This window comes from Rhizobacter sp. Root1221, from assembly GCF_001425785.1.
Lineage (GTDB): Bacteria > Pseudomonadota > Gammaproteobacteria > Burkholderiales > Burkholderiaceae_C > Rhizobacter.
Map to the genome: position 1 here is coordinate 213,598 of NZ_LMDI01000034.1, position 15,774 is coordinate 229,371.

The window sequence follows — 15,774 nt, forward strand, 5'->3', positions numbered from 1 at the left end:
GGTTCAACCCCCCGCGCGCGAAACAAGACAACGGCCGCAAGGCCGGGCCGGTCAGGTCAGACGATGCGGACCTTGACCTTCGCGTGTTCGTTGATGCCCATGGCGCCGAAAAACAGCGCCACGAGGCGGTGGGCGTCGGAGAAGCTGACCGAGCGGTTTTCGCTGCGCCGGGCGAGCACCCAGTTCAGCAGGTCGCCCGCGGCGATGAAGTCGACGCGGATCAGGCGCGCGCACGACACGTTGACGATGGTGGCACTGCCGAGGTCGTCGTGCATCTTCGCCAGCGTGGCGCTGATGTCGCCCACCAGCTGGCCCGAGAGTTCGACGCCGGCCACCTGCACCACGCCCGGCTCGTCGATGAGCTGGGACTCCTGGAAGCTGGTGGACACGTCGCTCACCACCGACAGGGGCGGCGACTGGGTGCTGAGGTTCGAACCGCTGATGCGCACCTGGCACGTGACGGGTTCCCACGACGGCGGCGACACCTCGTAGGTGACGCAGTAGTCGATGGCGGCTTCGTCGAACTGGTCGGGGCGGTTGGCCAGGCGCAACGCGTCGAGGCGCACTTGCCAGAACACGGGGTCGGCATCGCGCACGCCGGCGGGGGCGGTGTCTTGCAGCACCTGGAGGAGGCGTTCGCCACCCACCCAGCGCATGTCGATGGACTGGCCCATCCAGCTGCGGAAGAGTTCGCTCAGGCGGGCACAGCCTTCGGCGTCGATGGATTGCAGGGCGCTCCAGTCGAACACCCACGGCAGCGGCATCTGCAGCGTCTGCGAGCGCAGTTCGGCCACGGTGTCGGCTTCGACGAGGGTGGGGCACACCCAGCCCACGTTGCCGTCGATGCGGGCATTGCTGGGGCGGCGTTCCTCGCTGGCGGCTTCGGCCACGAGGCGCGGCATCGAGAACCATTGAGGTGCCGACCAGCCGAACTGCTGGGCGTAATCGAGGGCGAGGCTCTCGAACTTCTGCTGCTGGCCGATGGCCCGGTACAGGTCGAACAGCGCGAGCCAGGTTTCAGCGTGTTGCGCCCGCGGGCCAGCGCTGGATGTCAGCGACGCGAGCGATTCCTCGCACAGTTCGAAATCGGCGTTGGCGAAAGCGATGACGGCTTCGTCGAGTTCGGGGTCGTGTTCGACCTCGCTGACCTCGGCGGCAAATGGCCGCCCGAGTTCGGACGATTCGGCGCTGCCGTTGAGCGGTGACAGCCCCGGGCTCATCACCACGGCGGCAGGCGCGGGCGGCGCGCCGCGGCTGAGGCTGCTGTCGGGCTGGGTGGCGGCGTAGCCGATGGCGGCGGGCTGCGTGGGCGCGTCGTAGAACGACGGCGTGCGGCGCGACGGCGAGGCAAGGCCGTCACCGACCATCTGCTGCTCGATCTCGTCGATCTTGGCCTTCACGCCACTGTAGGGTTTGGCCCCGCTTTCGGGCATGCGGGCTTCGGAGTCGTCGATGCGGGACGACCCACCGAGGGTGGCCAGCTGCTCGCTGGTCAGGCCCTCGCGGCGCACCTTGCGGAGCATGTCGAATTCGCGCTTGCGCACGAAGTCGTTGCGCCGCTTGCGCTCGATCATGGCTTTCAGTTCCGACTTGGCGTACTCGCTCTCGCGCGCGTCTTCAGTGGGCGCACCGAGCTGCGCCCAATCCGTGGCCGGGTTGGCTACGAATTTGACGACCTTTCGGAAAAAACTGGAGCTGTCTTTGTTGTCCGCCATGTCGAGGGGAAGTTCGTCAGTCGCCGAACATCTTCTGTTTGAGTTCTCGGCGTTGCTGGGCCTCGAGGGACAGTGTAGCGGTCGGCCGGGCGATCAGGCGGCCCAAGCCGATGGGTTCGCCAGTTTCGTCGCAGAAACCGTAATCGCCCGAGTCGAGCCGGACCAGTGACTGTGCGATTTTCTTCAGGAGCTTGCGCTCACGATCGCGCGTGCGCAACTCGAGGGCGTGCTCTTCCTCGATGGTGGCGCGGTCGGCCGGGTCGGGCACGATGGAGGTGTCTTCGCGCAGATGCTCGGTGGTTTCGCCGGCGTTGCTGAGCAGGTCGTCCTTCAGGCTTTGCAGCTTGGCGCGGAAGAACTCGATCTGCTTGTCCTTCATGTACTCGCTGTCGGGCATGGCGAGCACTTCGGCCTCGGTCAGCTCGGCACCGGACTTGGTTTTCCAGGCGTTGGCCAGTTTGGGGTCGGCCTTGTGAGGGGTTTTGGTCACGTCGATCACGGAAGAATTCATTTGGCGGGTGGGAGGCCTCGGCGGCGCAAAGCGGTCCGCGAAGCGCGAGGTGGCCGGCGGAATGGGGGCGGCCGGGGGCGCTGCGGCCGCCCGGGCGGCCGCGACACGCGGAGACGAGGCCTTGACGACCGACGAGTCCGCGACCGTGGTTTCGGCCACGGGCGCAGCGGCCGTTCTGGCGGCTGGCTTCGCCGGGGTCGATTCAGTCTTGGGGGCAGGTTTGGTCGGCACGGCGGTCGGGGTTGACTTGGGTTGAACGGGAGGTTGCGCGGCCTTGGCTGCGGGCTTGGAGACTGCCTTGGCTGCCGGCTTCGCGGTGGAAGACGCCTTTGCCGGAGACTTGGCAGAGGCCTTCGCCGCCGGTGCCGGCTTCTTCGCCGCTGGCTTGCTTGCGCTGGTTCGCTGGACCGGGGTCTTGCTCACTGGAAATCTCCTCGCAACGGCAGTTATACCCGCTATGGGGGCCATGTGCACCCCGGGAGCGGAGATCGGGCGCCGCGGATTGTAGCCACGTTGCGCGTCCGCTGCCCGTTGATCGGCACAGCCCCCCTGCCGCCCGGCGGCAGGCCCCCGCAGGGGATTCAGGTCATTTCGGACGGTTCCGCGATTCCTTGAGCAAGCCTCACACGAGGCACTGCTCCAGGCCCTGGCGGAACACGTCGGACGGCAGGTCGAGGCCGATGAACACCATCTTGCTGGTTTTCTTCTCGCCCTTGGCCCAGGTGGGGCCGAGGTCGCTGCCCATCAACTGGTGGACACCCTGGAAGATGACCTTGCGGTCGCTGCCCTTCATGTTCAGCACGCCCTTGTAGCGCAGCATCTTCGGCCCGTAGACCTGGACGATGGCGGCGAGGAAGTCTTCGAGCTTGGCCGGGTTGAACGGCTTGTCCGAGCGGAAGACGAACGACTTCACGTCGTCGTCGTGGGCGTGGTGGTGCGGGTGGTCGCAGTGTTCGCCGTGCTCGTGATCATGGCCGTGATCGTGGTGATGGTGGTCGTCCGCCTTGAGGAAGTCGGGGTCGATCTCGAGCTTGGCGTTCAGGTTGAAGCCCTTCAGGTCGAACACCTCGGACAAGGGCACGTCGCCGAAATTGACGCGCTTTTGCGGTGCACGGGGGTTCATGTGCCTGACGCGGTGGCTCAGGGCCTCCAGCGCCGGGCCGTCCACCAGGTCGGCCTTGCTGATGAAGATCTGGTCGGCGAAACCCACCTGCATGCGGGCTTCCTGGCGGGTGTCGAGCTGCTGGTCGCCGTGTTTGGCGTCCACCAGGGTCAGGATGGAGTCGAGGAGGTAGTTCTCGGCCACCTCGTCGTCCATGAAAAACGTCTGGGCGACCGGGCCGGGGTCGGCCAGGCCGGTGGTTTCGATGACCACCCGGTCGAACTGCAGTTCGCCCTTGCGGCGCTTCTCGGCGAGGTCGGCCAGGGTGCTGCGGAGGTCTTCACGGATGGTGCAGCAGACGCAGCCGTTGTTCAGCTGGATGATCTGCTCCTTGCTGTCCTGCACGAGGATCTCGTTGTCGATGTTCTCGTCGCCGAACTCGTTTTCGATCACGGCGATCTTCTGGCCGTGGGCCTCGGTGAGCACGCGCTTGAGCAGCGTCGTCTTGCCCGAACCGAGGAAGCCGGTCAGGATGGTGGCGGGGATGAGACTCATGGGAGGCCTGCTGAGGAGGGAGTGCGCCGGGGGCCCCGGAAAGGGGGTTCGGGCGCCGGGGTTGACAAGGAATTTCGTAGAAGGTACCAGATGTGTCAAGCCTTGCAGCGCGGGCATATGCCTACTGCTGTTAAGCTTTTGCCATCTGAACTCCCCGCCCCGGCGCGATGCCCGACCCTCACCCGAGTCGCCCTTTCAAAGGGGACAAGCATGCCCCCCACGCCGACAAGCGCAGCTTGTTCGAGCGGCTCGTCGAGTTCGTCTCGCCGGGCGTCGACTCGCGCGACGAACTGATCGAGACCCTGGCCGACGCGGAACACCGCGAGCTGATCGCGCCCGAATCCCGCATGATGCTGGAGGGGGTCATCCGCATGGCCGACCTCTCCGCCGGCGATGCCATGGTGCCCACGCCCCGCATGGACGTGCTCTCCATCGACTCCCCGTACGAGGAGCTGCTCTGGGCCGTCATCGACACCGGGCACTCCCGTTTCCCGGTGTACGAAGGGTCGCGCGAGAACATCATCGGCACCCTCATGGCGAAGGACCTGCTCAAGCTGCAGCGGGCCCCGGAACTGAACTTGCGCACGCTGCTGCGGCCTGCCGTGTTCGTGCCCGAATCGAAGGGCCTGAACGAGCTGCTCCGCGACTTCCGCGCCAACCGCAACCACCTGGCCATCGTCGTCGACGAGTTCGGCAACACCGCCGGGCTGATCACCATCGAGGACGTGCTCGAGGAGATCGTCGGCGAGATCGAGGACGAATTCGACGACAAGAACGGCGAGTCGGGCATCTACACGCTGGCCGACGGCAGCCACCGGGTGGCCGGTGACACCGACATCGCGGCCGTCAACGAGGCCTTCGTGGTCGACCTGCCCGTGGACGACTTCGACACCATCGGCGGCCTCGTGGCCCAGGAACTGGGCCGGGTGCCGCGGCGCGGGGAATCCGTGACAATCGCGAACCTCGTGTTTTCGGTCATGCTGACCCGGGGCGGGGCGGTGCGCTGGTTCAAGGTCACCCGCAGCCAGGAAGTGGCCTTGGGGAGCGATGGTGCCTGAACAAAAACGATCTACGAGACTTTCGTCCAAACAACAACCCGACCCGCGAGCCGGCCGCCAGCAGTCGTCGTCGCGCCGCAAGGCGTCTGCCACGGACCGCGTGTTCGTCGGCTTCGACCTGATCTTCGTGGTGTTGCTGGGTGGGTTGCACGCGCTGCCCACCGCCTACCCGAAATTCTGGTGGCTGCAGCTGCTGTGCGCGGCCGGGCTCGCGCACCGGGTCGCCCGTGCCGGCATCGGACGCTCGGCGTTCCTCGGCTGGGCGTTCGGCACGGCGTGGCTGTGCGTGGGCACCTGGTGGCTGTACGTCAGCATGCACCGCTACGGCGGGCTCTCGGCGCCGCTGGCCGGTGGCGCGGTGTTCGCGCTGTCGGCGTTCCTGGCGCTGTACCTGGCCGCCGCCATGGCGTTGTTTGCCATGATGCGGCGCAACCGGCTTTGGCTCGATGCGCTGATCTTCGGTGGCTGCTGGCTGCTGGCCGAGCTGGCGCGCGGGTTCATCCTGACCGGCTTCCCCTGGGCGGCCTCGGGCTATGCCCACGTCGATTCCCCGCTGGCTGCGCTCGCGCCGCTCGTGGGGGTGTACGGCATCGGTGCGGTGGCCGCGGTGGTGGCGGCGCTGCTGGTGCTGGGCCTGCGCGACGCCTCCCAACCGGGCGGCGCTGCCGTCGTGGGCGCCTGCGCCGCCGGCATCGTGCTCGCGGGCCTTGCCTTCCTGAAGCTGCCCACGTTCAGCGGGGCGAGCGGCACGCTGCAGTTGGCGTTGCTGCAGCCCAACGTGCCGCAGAACGAGAAGTTCGCGGTCGAGGTGCTGCCGCAGAACCTGGCCTGGGCGGCCGACAAGCTGATGGCCGCCAAGGGCGACCTGGTCATCGCCCCCGAAACCATCGTGCCACTGCTGCCCGAGCAACTGCCGCCGGAATACTGGCAACCGCTGCTCAAGCACTTCCAGCGCGGTCCGCAGGCGGGGCTCTTCGGCCGGCCGCTCGGCAACCTCGAGACGAACTACACCAACTCGGCCGTGGGCATCTCGCGTGACACCGTCAAGATGACCGACGGCTTCTACCGCTACGACAAGCACCACCTGGTGCCGTTCGGCGAGTTCATCCCGGCCGGCTTCCGCTGGTTCACGAACCTGATGAACATCCCGCTCGGCGACTTCGGCCGCGGCCCGCGGGTGGCGTCGTCCTTCCCGGTCAAGACCGAACGCATCGCTCCCAACATCTGCTTCGAGGACTTGTTCGGCGAGGAACTGGCGGCCCGGTTCGCCGACGAACATGTGGCCCCCACCATGTTCGCGAACCTGACCAACATCGGCTGGTTCGGCGACACCATCGCCGTGGACCAGCACCTGCACATCTCCCGCATGCGAACGCTCGAGTTCCAGCGTCCCATGGTGCGTGCCACCAACACCGGCACCACCGCGGTGATCGACCACACCGGCCGGGTGACCGACGCGCTGGCGCCGTTCACCCAGGGCGTGCTGGTGGCGCCGGTGACCGGCCGGGTCGGCATCACGCCGTTCGCCTGGTGGGCGGCGCGTTTCGGGCTGCTGCCGCTCGCGCTCGGCGCCCTGGTCCCGATGCTGTTCGCGCTCGTGCTCCGCCGCCGCGAGGACTGAACCGCGCCAAACCGCGCCGGCGGGACGGCGGGCCCGTAAAATCCCGCCTCTTGCCCCTTTTTCCCGTGACACCACCACCATGCTGACTTTCCAGCAAATCATCCTGCGCCTGCAAGACTACTGGGACCGCCAGGGCTGTGCGCTGCTCCAGCCCTACGACATGGAAGTCGGCGCCGGCACCAGCCACACCGCCACGTTCCTGCGCGCGCTGGGCCCGGAACCCTGGAAGGCCGCCTACGTGCAGCCGAGCCGCCGCCCGAAGGATGGCCGGTACGGGCAGAACCCGAACCGCCTGCAGCACTACTACCAGTACCAGGTGGTGCTCAAACCCGCGCCGGCCAACATCCTCGAGCTGTACCTGGGCTCGCTCGAAACGCTCGGTTTCGACCTGAAGGCCAACGACATCCGCTTCGTCGAGGACGACTGGGAGAACCCCACGCTCGGCGCCTGGGGCCTCGGCTGGGAGGTGTGGCTCAACGGCATGGAGGTCACGCAGTTCACGTACTTCCAGCAGGTGGGGGGCATCGAGTGCAAGCCGATCACCGGCGAGATCACGTACGGCCTCGAGCGCCTGGCCATGTACCTGCAGGGCGTGGACAGCGTCTACGACCTCAAGTGGACCGACACGCTCAGCTACGGCGACGTGTACCACCAGAACGAGGTGGAGCAGAGCACGTACAACTTCGAGCACAGCGACGTGGACTTCCTGCTGACGGCCTTCGCTGCCCATGAAAAGCAGGCCAAACACCTGATGGAGACGCAGCTGGCGCTGCCCGCCTACGAGCAGGTGCTCAAGGCCGCGCACAGCTTCAACCTGCTCGATGCCCGGGGTGCCATCAGCGTCACCGAACGCGCCGCGTACATCGGCCGCATCCGCAACCTCGCGCGCAGCGTCGCGCAGAGCTACCTCGAGAGCCGTGCGCGCCTCGGGTTCCCGATGGCGCCGAAGGCGTGGGCCGACGAAGTCATTGCCGCGCTGGACCACAAGAAGGCGGCCTGAAGACCATGACCACCCAGAACCTGCTGCTCGAACTGTTCGTCGAAGAGCTGCCGCCGAAGGCGCTGAAGGCGCTCGGCGAGGCTTTCTCCCACACCCTGGCCGAGAGCCTGCGTGCGTCGGGCCTGGCCACCGCCCAGTCGGCCGTGACCGCGTTCGCGTCGCCGCGCCGGCTCGGTGCACACATCAGTGGCGTGCGCGCCCACGCCGACGACAAACCGGTGTCGCAGAAGCTGATGCCCGTGGCGGTGGCACTCGACGCCGCCGGCAACCCCACGCCCGCGCTGCTGAAGAAGCTCGGCGCCCTCGGGTTCGATGCGGCCGTGGTGCCTCAGCTCAAGCGCCAGCCCGATGGCAAGGCCGAGGCGCTGTTCCTCGACACGGTGGTCAAGGGCGCCACGCTGGCCGACGGCCTGCAGAAGGCGCTCGATGAAGCGCTGACCAAGCTGCCCATCCCGAAGGTCATGCAGTACCAGCTGGCCGACGGCTGGACGAGCGTGAACTTCGTGCGCCCGGCCCACGGGCTCGTGGCATTGCACGGCGCCGACCTGGTGTCCATCAAGGCGCTGGGCCTGGTGTCGGGCCGCGAAACCCATGGCCACCGTTTCGAGGCGGACGTGGACCCGGTGGTGGTGCAGGACGCCGACCACTACGCACGCCAGCTCGAGGAGCAGGGCGCCGTGATCGCCGGGTTTGCCGCCCGCCACGCCGAGATCGCCCGCCAGCTCAAGGTGGCGGCCGACCGCGAAGGCCTCGTGCCCATCCACGACCCGGCGCTGCTCGACGAGGTCACCGCACTGGTCGAGCGCCCGAACGTGCTGCTGTGCCAGTTCGAGGAGGAGTTCCTCGCGGTGCCGCAGGAATGCCTCATCCTGACGATGAAGGCCAACCAGAAGTACTTCCCGTTGCTCGATGCCGCGGGCAAGCTCACGAACAAGTTCCTGATCGTCAGCAACATCCGCCCGGCCGACCCGAGCCGCGTGGTCGGTGGCAACGAGCGGGTGGTGCGCCCCCGCCTGGCCGATGCCAAGTTCTTCTTCGACCAGGACCGCAAGAAGACGCTCGCGTCCCGTGTCGAGGGCCTGGCCAAGGTGGTCTACCACGGCAAGCTGGGCACGCAGGGTGAACGCGTCGAGCGCGTGCGGGGCATCGCCCGTGCCATCGGCGAACGCCTGGGGGGCGCCGACCTGGCCGCGCAGGCCGACACCGCGGCGAACCTCGCCAAGGCCGACCTGCTGACCGACATGGTCGGCGAGTTCCCCGAGCTGCAGGGCATCATGGGCGGCTACTACGCCCGAGGTGACGGCCTAGGCGACACCATCGCCACCGCCATCGAGGACCACTACAAGCCGCGTTTCGCCGGCGACGAACTGCCGCGCAACGACGTCGGGGTGGCCGTGGCCCTGGCCGACAAGCTCGAGACGCTCGTGGGCCTGTTCGGCATCGGCCAGCTGCCCACCGGCGACAAGGACCCGTTCGCGCTGCGCCGCCACGCCCTCGGGGTGGTGCGCATGCTCGTCGAACGTGAGCTGGCGCTCGACATCGACGCGCTGATCGACACCGCGGTGAAGACGTTCGGCCCGCTGATCGCCGACCCCGCCAAGACCGTGGGCCTCGTGGTCGACTTCATGTTCGACCGCCTGGCGGTGAGCCTGCGCGACCAGGGGTATGCCGCCCAGGAGATCGACGCGGTGCTGAGCCGCCGCAGCAGCCGGGTGCACGAGGTGCCGCGTGCGCTGGCCGCCGTGAAGGCCTTTGCCGCGTTGCCCGAGGCCGCGAGCCTGGCCGCCGCCAACAAGCGCGTAGGCAACATCCTGAACAAATCCGAAGGGGTCGCCGGCACCGTGCCCGACCCGGCCCGGTTCGTGGAACCGCAGGAGCAGGCGCTGTTCGAGGCGCTGCGCACGGCCAACGGCCCGTCCACCGCCGCGTTCGAGCGGGGCGACTACAGCGCCTCGCTGCAGGCGCTGGCCGTGCTGAAGGCCCCGGTGGATGCGTTCTTCGACGGCGTGATGGTCAACGCCGAAGACCCGGCGCTGCGTGCGAACCGCCTGGCGCTGCTGGCCAGCCTGCACGCCGCGATGAACCGCGTGGCCGACCTCTCGAAGCTCGCATCCTGACTGGACTCCCGCGATGAACCTCATCATCCTCGACCGCGACGGCACGATCAACGAAGACCGTGACGACTACGTGAAATCGGCGGACGACTGGCTGCCCATCCCGGGCTCGCTCGAGGCCATCGCGCGGCTCAACCACGCGGGGTGGCACACGGTGATCGCCAGCAACCAGTCGGGCCTCGGCCGCGGCCTGTTCGACATGGCCTCGCTGAATGCGATGCACGCGAAGATGAATGCGCTGCTCGCCAAGGTGGGCGGCCGCATCGACGCGGTGTTCTTCTGCCCGCACACTCCCGACGAAACGTGCGAATGCCGCAAGCCGCTGCCGGGCCTGTTCCGCCAGATCGGCGAACGGTACGGCGTGGACCTCTCCACCGTGCCGGTGGTGGGCGATTCACTGCGCGACCTGCAGGCCGGCGTGGCGTTGGGCTGCAAGCCCCACCTCGTGCGCACCGGCAAGGGCGCAGCCACCGAACCCGGCGTGTCGCAGCTGGTGCCTGGCACCGTGGTGCACGACGACCTGGCAGCCTTTGCCGAACACATGATCCAGCAGGAACGACTCGTGCGCGGCAATGCCGGGCTGGGCGAAGCCAGCCTCGGACGACTTGACTGAACCTTGATGACCAACCTGCTGACCGCGATCCGGTCGATCCTGTTCCTGCTCTGGATGTCCATCACCGTCGTGCCCTGGGCCATCGCGGTGCTCATCTACTCGATGTTCGTGCGCGGGGCGCCCATCTACTGGCTGTGTGCCGGCTGGCTGCGCACGGCCATCTGGGGCTGCAAGGTGATCTGTGGTGTGCAAAAGCGCGTGCACGGCATGGAGAACCTGCCCGACGGGCCGGTGGTCCTGTTGTCGAAACACCAGAGCACGTGGGAGACGTTCGCGTACCCCACGATCATGCCGCGGCCGCTCTGCTACGTGTTCAAGCGCGAGCTGCTGTACATCCCGTTTTTCGGTTGGGCGATGGGCCGCATCGACATGATCCACATCGACCGCAGCCGCCGCACCGAGGCGTGGAACCGCGTGGCCGAACAGGGGCGCAAGCACATGGCCGCCGGCAACTGGGTGATCATGTTCCCGGAGGGCACCCGCGCACCGCGCGGCGGCCAGGGGGTCTACAAGGCCGGGGGCACGCGCCTCGCGATCGCCGCCGGCGTGCCGGTGGTGCCCATCGCGGTGAACGCCGCCCGCTGCTGGCCGCGCAAGTCCTTCATGGTGCGGCCGGGCACGGTCGATGTGTCCATCGGCAAGCCCATTCCGTCCGAGGGCCGCACGCCTGACGACCTGATGCGCGAGGTCGAGCAGTGGGTCGAAGCGGAGATGCGCCGCCTCGACGCCGAGGCGTACGCCAAGCCTGCGGCCTGACCGCCACGGGTCCCCGCTTAGAATGGGCGCCCATGACGCGTCCCGTGCCGGCCCCCCGTTCGATGCAGCTGTCGCTGTTCGATGATGGATCGCCGGCGTCCCACACCCTGATGTCCGTTCCACTCGATGCGCCGCCGATGGTCTCGGCGCCTGCGCCCACACCGCGGCTGCCCGCTGCACCTGCCAGTCCGTCGGCTGCGCCGGCGGTCTCGCGGCACCCGCAAGCCCAGCGCGAGATCCGCCTGAGCGGCCACCTCGTCGCCTACGCCCTCAAGCGCGGCCGCCGCCGCAGCATCGGTTTTGTCGTGGGCATGGACGGCCTCAGCGTGTCCGCGCCCAAATGGGTGGGCCTCGCCGAGATCGACGGGGCGCTGGTCGAGAAGGGCGACTGGATCCTGCGCAAGCTGCGCGAACAACAGGACCGCGCGCGGCGTTTGCAGGCCGCGAAGGTCGAGTGGCGCGACGGCACCACCATTCCCTACCTGGGCGACACCCTCATCGTCGTGCTCGATGCCCGTGCCGGCTTGAAGCCGGGCGGTGCGGTGCTCAACAGCGACGCGGCTGCCTTGCCGGGCGTGCCCCGCCTCACGCTGCACATCGGCCTGCCCCACACCGCCACGCCGGAACAGATCCGCGATTCGGTGCAGAGCTGGCTGCAGCGCGAAGCGCGCCGGGTGTTCGAGGACCGCTGCCGCCATTTCACGCAGCTGCTCGGTGTGCAGTACAAGCGGCTGAGCCTGTCCTCGGCGCAGACGCGCTGGGGCAGTGCCAGTGCCGACGGGTCCATCCGCCTGAACTGGCGCCTCATTCACTTCGCGCTCTCCACGATCGACTACGTCGTGGCGCACGAACTGGCGCACCTGCGCGAGATGAACCACAGCCCCCGGTTCTGGGACGTCGTCCGTTCGGTGATGCCCGATTTCGAGAAGGCCCGCGGCACCCTCAAGGACGACGTGCTGCCGGCGTTCGATTGACGGTGCCCAGGCGATGAGCCTGCACCGCTACTCCTTCCGCCAGCTGCTGCTGGTGGCCTTCCTGCTGATCGCCACGCTGCTGAGCGCCGCGTCGTTGCGCGGTCTCTTCACCCTCGAAGGGCTGTTGCGCCAGAGCAGCGCCGCGGCCCGCCAGGCCGTGGCCCTCAGTGCCGCCGCCCAGTTGATGGCCGAACGCAGCGTGGACATGGAACGGGCGGCCCGCCAGTTCCTGGTGCTCGGCGACCCCAACCTGCGCCAGCGCTTCGATGACGCCGCCCGCGAGGCGGGGGTGTCGCTCACGCAGCTGTCCGCCGGCACGCTGCCGCAGAAGACCGCCGACGCGTGGCGCATCACGCTCGAGACCATCGAGGCGCAGCTGACGGGCACGCCGCCCACGCAGCGTGCACGCGACCAGGCGCTCACCGCCGCGTTCGCCGAACTCGACCAGCTCAACGCCACCATCGCCGACCAGGTGCGCCAGGCGGCCGAGGAGCGCAACCAGGTGCTCCGCGACGAACTCGAGGCGCGGCGGGTCGACCTCGCGCAGCAGATCCTCGGGGCCATCGGCGTGGCAGGCGTGCTGGCGCTGGTGTTCGGGCTGTGGCTCGCCCGGCCGCTCAAGCGCATCGAAAACGCCATCGTGGGCCTCGGCGAAAATCGCCTGGAAAAGTCCATCGACATCCGCGGACCGGCCGACGTGCGGCTGATCGGCCAGCGCCTGGAGTGGCTGCGGCTGCGGCTTGCGGAACTCGACTCCGACAAGGCCCGGTTCCTGCGCCACGTGTCGCACGAGCTGAAGACCCCGCTTGCCGCCTTGCGCGAGGGGGTGTCGTTGCTGGAGGACGGGGTCACCGGCGCGCTCAACGACAACCAGGTGCAGGTGGTGCGCATCCTGCAGCAGAACACCGTCGTGCTGCAGCGGCAGATCGAGGACCTGCTGCGCTTCAACGCGGCCGCCTTCGAGGCCCGCCGGCTCGTGCGCCGCAAGACCGAACTCGTCGCCTTCATCGGCGACCTCGTCAACCAGCAGCGGCTGCAGTGGATGGCCAAGCTGCTGCGCGTGCAGGTCGACGGTGAGCCGCTGTGGACCGAGATCGACGGCGACAAGATGGGCATGGCCCTCGGTAACCTGTTGTCCAACGCGATCCGCTTCAGCCCGTCGGGCGGTACCATCCAGTTTTCCGTTTCCCGCGAAGCCGGCCGGGCGTGCATCGACATCGTCGACAACGGACCGGGCGTGGCCTCGGCCGATCGTGCCCGGGTGTTCGAGCCGTTCTACCGGGGCGAGCGCCAGCCGGCCGATGCGGCACGGGGCAGCGGCATCGGGTTGTCCATCGTCCACGAATACGTCACCGCGCACGGCGGGCAGATCGAACTGCTGCCCGACGAGCCCGGGGCCCACTTTCACATCGAGCTACCGCATGCGTCTTCGGACTGACCTTCTCCGTGCCTGGACCCTGGCGGGCGGCAGCCTCGTGCTGGCCGCGTGCACGCTGGTCCAGCCCGTGCCCGCGCCCGTGGTCCCCCCGCCACCGGCCCCCGTGCCCGTTCCCCCGCCTCCCCCACCGCCGCCGCCGCCGCCCCAGGTGGACCCGGCCGATGCCGCGGCCCGCCGGCTGCTCGCGTACCACGAGCAGTTGCGGCAGATGTCGCCCGCCGAGCTGGGGCAGGAACTCACGCGCATGAATGCGCTGGTGGCCGCCAACGCCCAGTCGGCGTCGCCGTCCGTCGTGCTCGAACTGTCGCTCGCCCTCGCGCAGTCCCGCAACAACGGCGACCTCGCGCGGGCCGCGGTGCTGCTCGACCCCATCGTGAAGTCCACGAACCCCGACCTGGCCCCGTGGCAGCCGCTCGCGCGGCTGTTGTCGGCCCGGTTCGTGGAGCAGCGCAAGCTCGAGAACGAACTCGAACGCCAGGGCGTCCAGTTGCGCGAGGCCCAGCGCAACCTGACCCAGACGAACGACAAGCTCGAGGCGTTGAAAAACATCGAACGCAGCCTCACCGCCCGGCCGCCGTCGGCCCCGGTGAAACCTCCCGCGGTGCCGGCTTCGGCGCCGCCCGCCACTGCCCCGAAGGCGCCCTGATGCCCGCGAACCTGCTGCTGGTCGACGATGACCCCGACCTGCTCAAGCTGCTGTCGATGCGCCTCACGGCGGCCGGCTACCACGTCACCGCCGTCGCCTCCGCCGAGGACGCTCTGGCCCAGCTCGACGTGGCCCGGCCTCAGCTGGTCGTCAGCGACGTGCAACTGCCCGGCCGCGACGGCCTCGCGCTGTTCGACGCCATCCGCCAGCGCCACCCGGCGTTGCCGGTGATCCTGCTCACTGCCCACGGCACCATCCCCGACGCGGTGGAGGCCACCGCACGCGGGGTGTTCACGTACCTCACCAAACCGTTCGACGGCAAGGCGCTGCTCGAGAAGATCGGGCAGGCCCTCGCGCTCGGTGCCCCGGCCCACGAACCGGTCGATGGCGACGAGCGCTGGCGCGAGGCCATCGTGAGCCGCTCGAGCCGCATGGCCGAGCTGCTGGCCGAGGCCAAGATGGTGGCCGCGTCCGACGCCAGTGTGCTGATCTGCGGCGAAAGCGGCAGCGGCAAGGAACTGCTCGCGCAGGCCATCCACAAGGCCAGCCCGCGCGCCCACAAACCCTTTGTCGCGGTGAACTGCAGCGCCATTCCCGAGGCCCTGCTCGAGTCCGAATTGTTCGGGCACGTGAAGGGGTCTTTCACCGGCGCGGTGGCCAACCACCAGGGGCTGTTCCAGGCCGCCGATGGGGGCACCTTGTTTCTGGATGAAATCGGCGACATGCCCCCGGCATTGCAGGTCAAGCTGTTGCGGGTGTTGCAGGAGCGGTCGGTGCGGCCCGTGGGGGCCAACGAAAGCACCCCGGTGGATGTGCGCATCCTGTCCGCCACCCACCGCGACCTCGATGCCGCGATGGCCGACGGCGAGTTCCGCGAGGACCTTTTTTACCGATTGAACGTGGTGGCCCTGACGCTGCCGCCGCTCGGCGACCGGCGCGAGGACATCCCGCTGCTGGCCAACCATTTCCTGTCGAAGCTCGCCGAGAAATACAACAAGCCGCTGAATGGTTTTGCCCCCGATGCGCTGAAGGCGCTCGCCACCGCGGTGTGGCCGGGCAACGTGCGGCAACTGCACAACGTGGTGGAGCAGGTGTGCGCGCTGACCACCACGCCGCTGATCCCGCTGGCGCTGGTGCAGCGTGCGCTGCGGGTGCCGAGCGTCGAGGTGCTCAGCTTTGCCCAGGCCCGGGAACGCTTTGAACGCGATTACCTGGTCGGTTTGCTCAAAATGACCGATGGCAACGTGGCCGATGCAGCCCGCCTGGCGGACCGCAACCGCACCGAGTTCTACCGCCTGCTCCAGAAGCACGGCCTGACCCCCGGCCGCTTCCGCGCCGACCCGCCCGTCGCCGAATGAGGTGACCTGCCCGCCGCGCTGTCGCTGATGAACGACAGTGCATTTGCGGCGGCGCAGCAGGGGAAAACCCCGAATCGGCCTCAAACGCTGTCGCTGGGCAGCGACAAAAAACCGGGGTTCAGTCGCCCGGCAATCCCCCCGAATTGCGCTAACCCATTGATTTCATTGGGGTTGACTCATTTGGCATGTTCATTGCGCTTGCAGCGTCGCACCGCGGCTTTTTGCCGTCCCGTGACTTCACTGCAAGGAACCTGGATTTGCCCTACGCCTTTCGTCAGCCCCCGCGTGACCCCGCTCCGTTCCGCAACGCCGT

At 68.3% G+C, this 15,774-nt stretch carries 13 protein-coding genes; 10 read left to right on the plus strand and 3 right to left on the minus strand.

Annotated elements, in window-relative coordinates:
• Positions 1-56 precede the first annotated feature (56 nt).
• The 3 genes from ASC87_RS21905 to ASC87_RS21925 form a co-directional block, all read right to left on the minus strand.
• Positions 57-1,715, minus strand: a complete 1,659-nt coding sequence (locus ASC87_RS21905; protein WP_056667362.1) for an STAS domain-containing protein — start codon at positions 1,713-1,715, stop codon at positions 57-59.
• Positions 1,716-1,731: 16 nt separating this feature from the next.
• Positions 1,732-2,649, minus strand: a complete 918-nt coding sequence (dksA, locus tag ASC87_RS31005) for an RNA polymerase-binding protein DksA (RefSeq protein ID WP_235582241.1) — start codon at positions 2,647-2,649, stop codon at positions 1,732-1,734.
• A gap of 199 nt (positions 2,650-2,848) precedes the next feature.
• Positions 2,849-3,883, minus strand: coding sequence for a GTP-binding protein (locus tag ASC87_RS21925; protein ID WP_056667375.1), 1,035 nt, complete (start codon positions 3,881-3,883; stop codon positions 2,849-2,851).
• A gap of 167 nt (positions 3,884-4,050) precedes the next feature.
• On the opposite strand from ASC87_RS21925, the gene ASC87_RS21930 reads away from it, so the two are divergent.
• From ASC87_RS21930 to ASC87_RS21975, 10 genes are all read left to right on the plus strand, one after another.
• Positions 4,051-4,941, plus strand: coding sequence for an HlyC/CorC family transporter (locus ASC87_RS21930; RefSeq protein WP_056667377.1), 891 nt, complete (start codon positions 4,051-4,053; stop codon positions 4,939-4,941).
• Positions 4,942-5,041: 100 nt separating this feature from the next.
• Positions 5,042-6,562 carry an apolipoprotein N-acyltransferase gene (gene lnt, locus ASC87_RS21935; protein ID WP_056667658.1) on the plus strand — a complete coding sequence of 507 codons (1,521 nt, stop codon included), beginning with the start codon at positions 5,042-5,044 and terminating at the stop codon, positions 6,560-6,562.
• A gap of 79 nt (positions 6,563-6,641) precedes the next feature.
• Entirely contained in the window at positions 6,642-7,562 is a 921-nt protein-coding gene (gene glyQ, locus ASC87_RS21940; RefSeq protein ID WP_056667381.1) for a glycine--tRNA ligase subunit alpha, read from the plus strand.
• Positions 7,563-7,567: 5 nt separating this feature from the next.
• Positions 7,568-9,679 carry a glycine--tRNA ligase subunit beta gene (gene glyS, locus ASC87_RS21945; RefSeq protein WP_056667384.1) on the plus strand — a complete coding sequence of 704 codons (2,112 nt, stop codon included), beginning with the start codon at positions 7,568-7,570 and terminating at the stop codon, positions 9,677-9,679.
• A gap of 13 nt (positions 9,680-9,692) precedes the next feature.
• Entirely contained in the window at positions 9,693-10,289 is a 597-nt protein-coding gene (gene gmhB, locus ASC87_RS21950; protein ID WP_056667386.1) for a D-glycero-beta-D-manno-heptose 1,7-bisphosphate 7-phosphatase, read from the plus strand.
• 6 nt (positions 10,290-10,295) lie between these two features.
• Entirely contained in the window at positions 10,296-11,045 is a 750-nt protein-coding gene (locus ASC87_RS21955; RefSeq protein WP_056667391.1) for a 1-acyl-sn-glycerol-3-phosphate acyltransferase, read from the plus strand.
• A 32-nt stretch (positions 11,046-11,077) separates the two neighbouring features.
• On the plus strand, positions 11,078-12,019 hold the full coding sequence (locus ASC87_RS21960) for a M48 family metallopeptidase (RefSeq protein WP_082568833.1): 942 nt from the start codon (positions 11,078-11,080) through the stop codon (positions 12,017-12,019).
• Positions 12,020-12,032: 13 nt separating this feature from the next.
• Positions 12,033-13,457 (plus strand): ATP-binding protein, encoded by a 1,425-nt coding sequence (locus tag ASC87_RS21965; RefSeq protein ID WP_056667394.1) that lies wholly within the window; start codon positions 12,033-12,035, stop codon positions 13,455-13,457.
• Entirely contained in the window at positions 13,441-14,103 is a 663-nt protein-coding gene (locus tag ASC87_RS32065; protein WP_157604195.1) for a hypothetical protein, read from the plus strand. Before ASC87_RS21965 ends, ASC87_RS32065 begins: the two co-directional genes overlap by 17 nt.
• Complete coding sequence (locus ASC87_RS21975) at positions 14,103-15,461, plus strand: sigma 54-interacting transcriptional regulator (protein WP_056667401.1); 1,359 nt, start codon at positions 14,103-14,105, stop codon at positions 15,459-15,461. The genes ASC87_RS32065 and ASC87_RS21975 overlap by 1 nt, the downstream gene beginning before the upstream one ends.
• The last annotated feature ends 313 nt before the right edge of the window (positions 15,462-15,774 follow it).

Bases quoted from the DNA above. Each gene is read 5' to 3' on its own strand.
- ASC87_RS21905 (WP_056667362.1), bottom strand. From the start codon at position 1,715: ATGGCGGACAACAAAGACAGCTCCAGTTTTTTCCGAAAGGTCGTCAAA.
- ASC87_RS21925 (WP_056667375.1), bottom strand. From the start codon at position 3,883: ATGAGTCTCATCCCCGCCACCATCCTGACCGGCTTCCTCGGTTCGGGC.
- ASC87_RS21930 (WP_056667377.1), top strand. From the start codon at position 4,051: ATGCCCGACCCTCACCCGAGTCGCCCTTTCAAAGGGGACAAGCATGCC.
- glyQ (WP_056667381.1), top strand. From the start codon at position 6,642: ATGCTGACTTTCCAGCAAATCATCCTGCGCCTGCAAGACTACTGGGAC.
- glyS (WP_056667384.1), top strand. From the start codon at position 7,568: ATGACCACCCAGAACCTGCTGCTCGAACTGTTCGTCGAAGAGCTGCCG.
- gmhB (WP_056667386.1), top strand. From the start codon at position 9,693: ATGAACCTCATCATCCTCGACCGCGACGGCACGATCAACGAAGACCGT.
- ASC87_RS21955 (WP_056667391.1), top strand. From the start codon at position 10,296: ATGACCAACCTGCTGACCGCGATCCGGTCGATCCTGTTCCTGCTCTGG.
- ASC87_RS21960 (WP_082568833.1), top strand. From the start codon at position 11,078: ATGACGCGTCCCGTGCCGGCCCCCCGTTCGATGCAGCTGTCGCTGTTC.
- ASC87_RS21965 (WP_056667394.1), top strand. From the start codon at position 12,033: ATGAGCCTGCACCGCTACTCCTTCCGCCAGCTGCTGCTGGTGGCCTTC.
- ASC87_RS32065 (WP_157604195.1), top strand. From the start codon at position 13,441: ATGCGTCTTCGGACTGACCTTCTCCGTGCCTGGACCCTGGCGGGCGGC.
- ASC87_RS21975 (WP_056667401.1), top strand. From the start codon at position 14,103: ATGCCCGCGAACCTGCTGCTGGTCGACGATGACCCCGACCTGCTCAAG.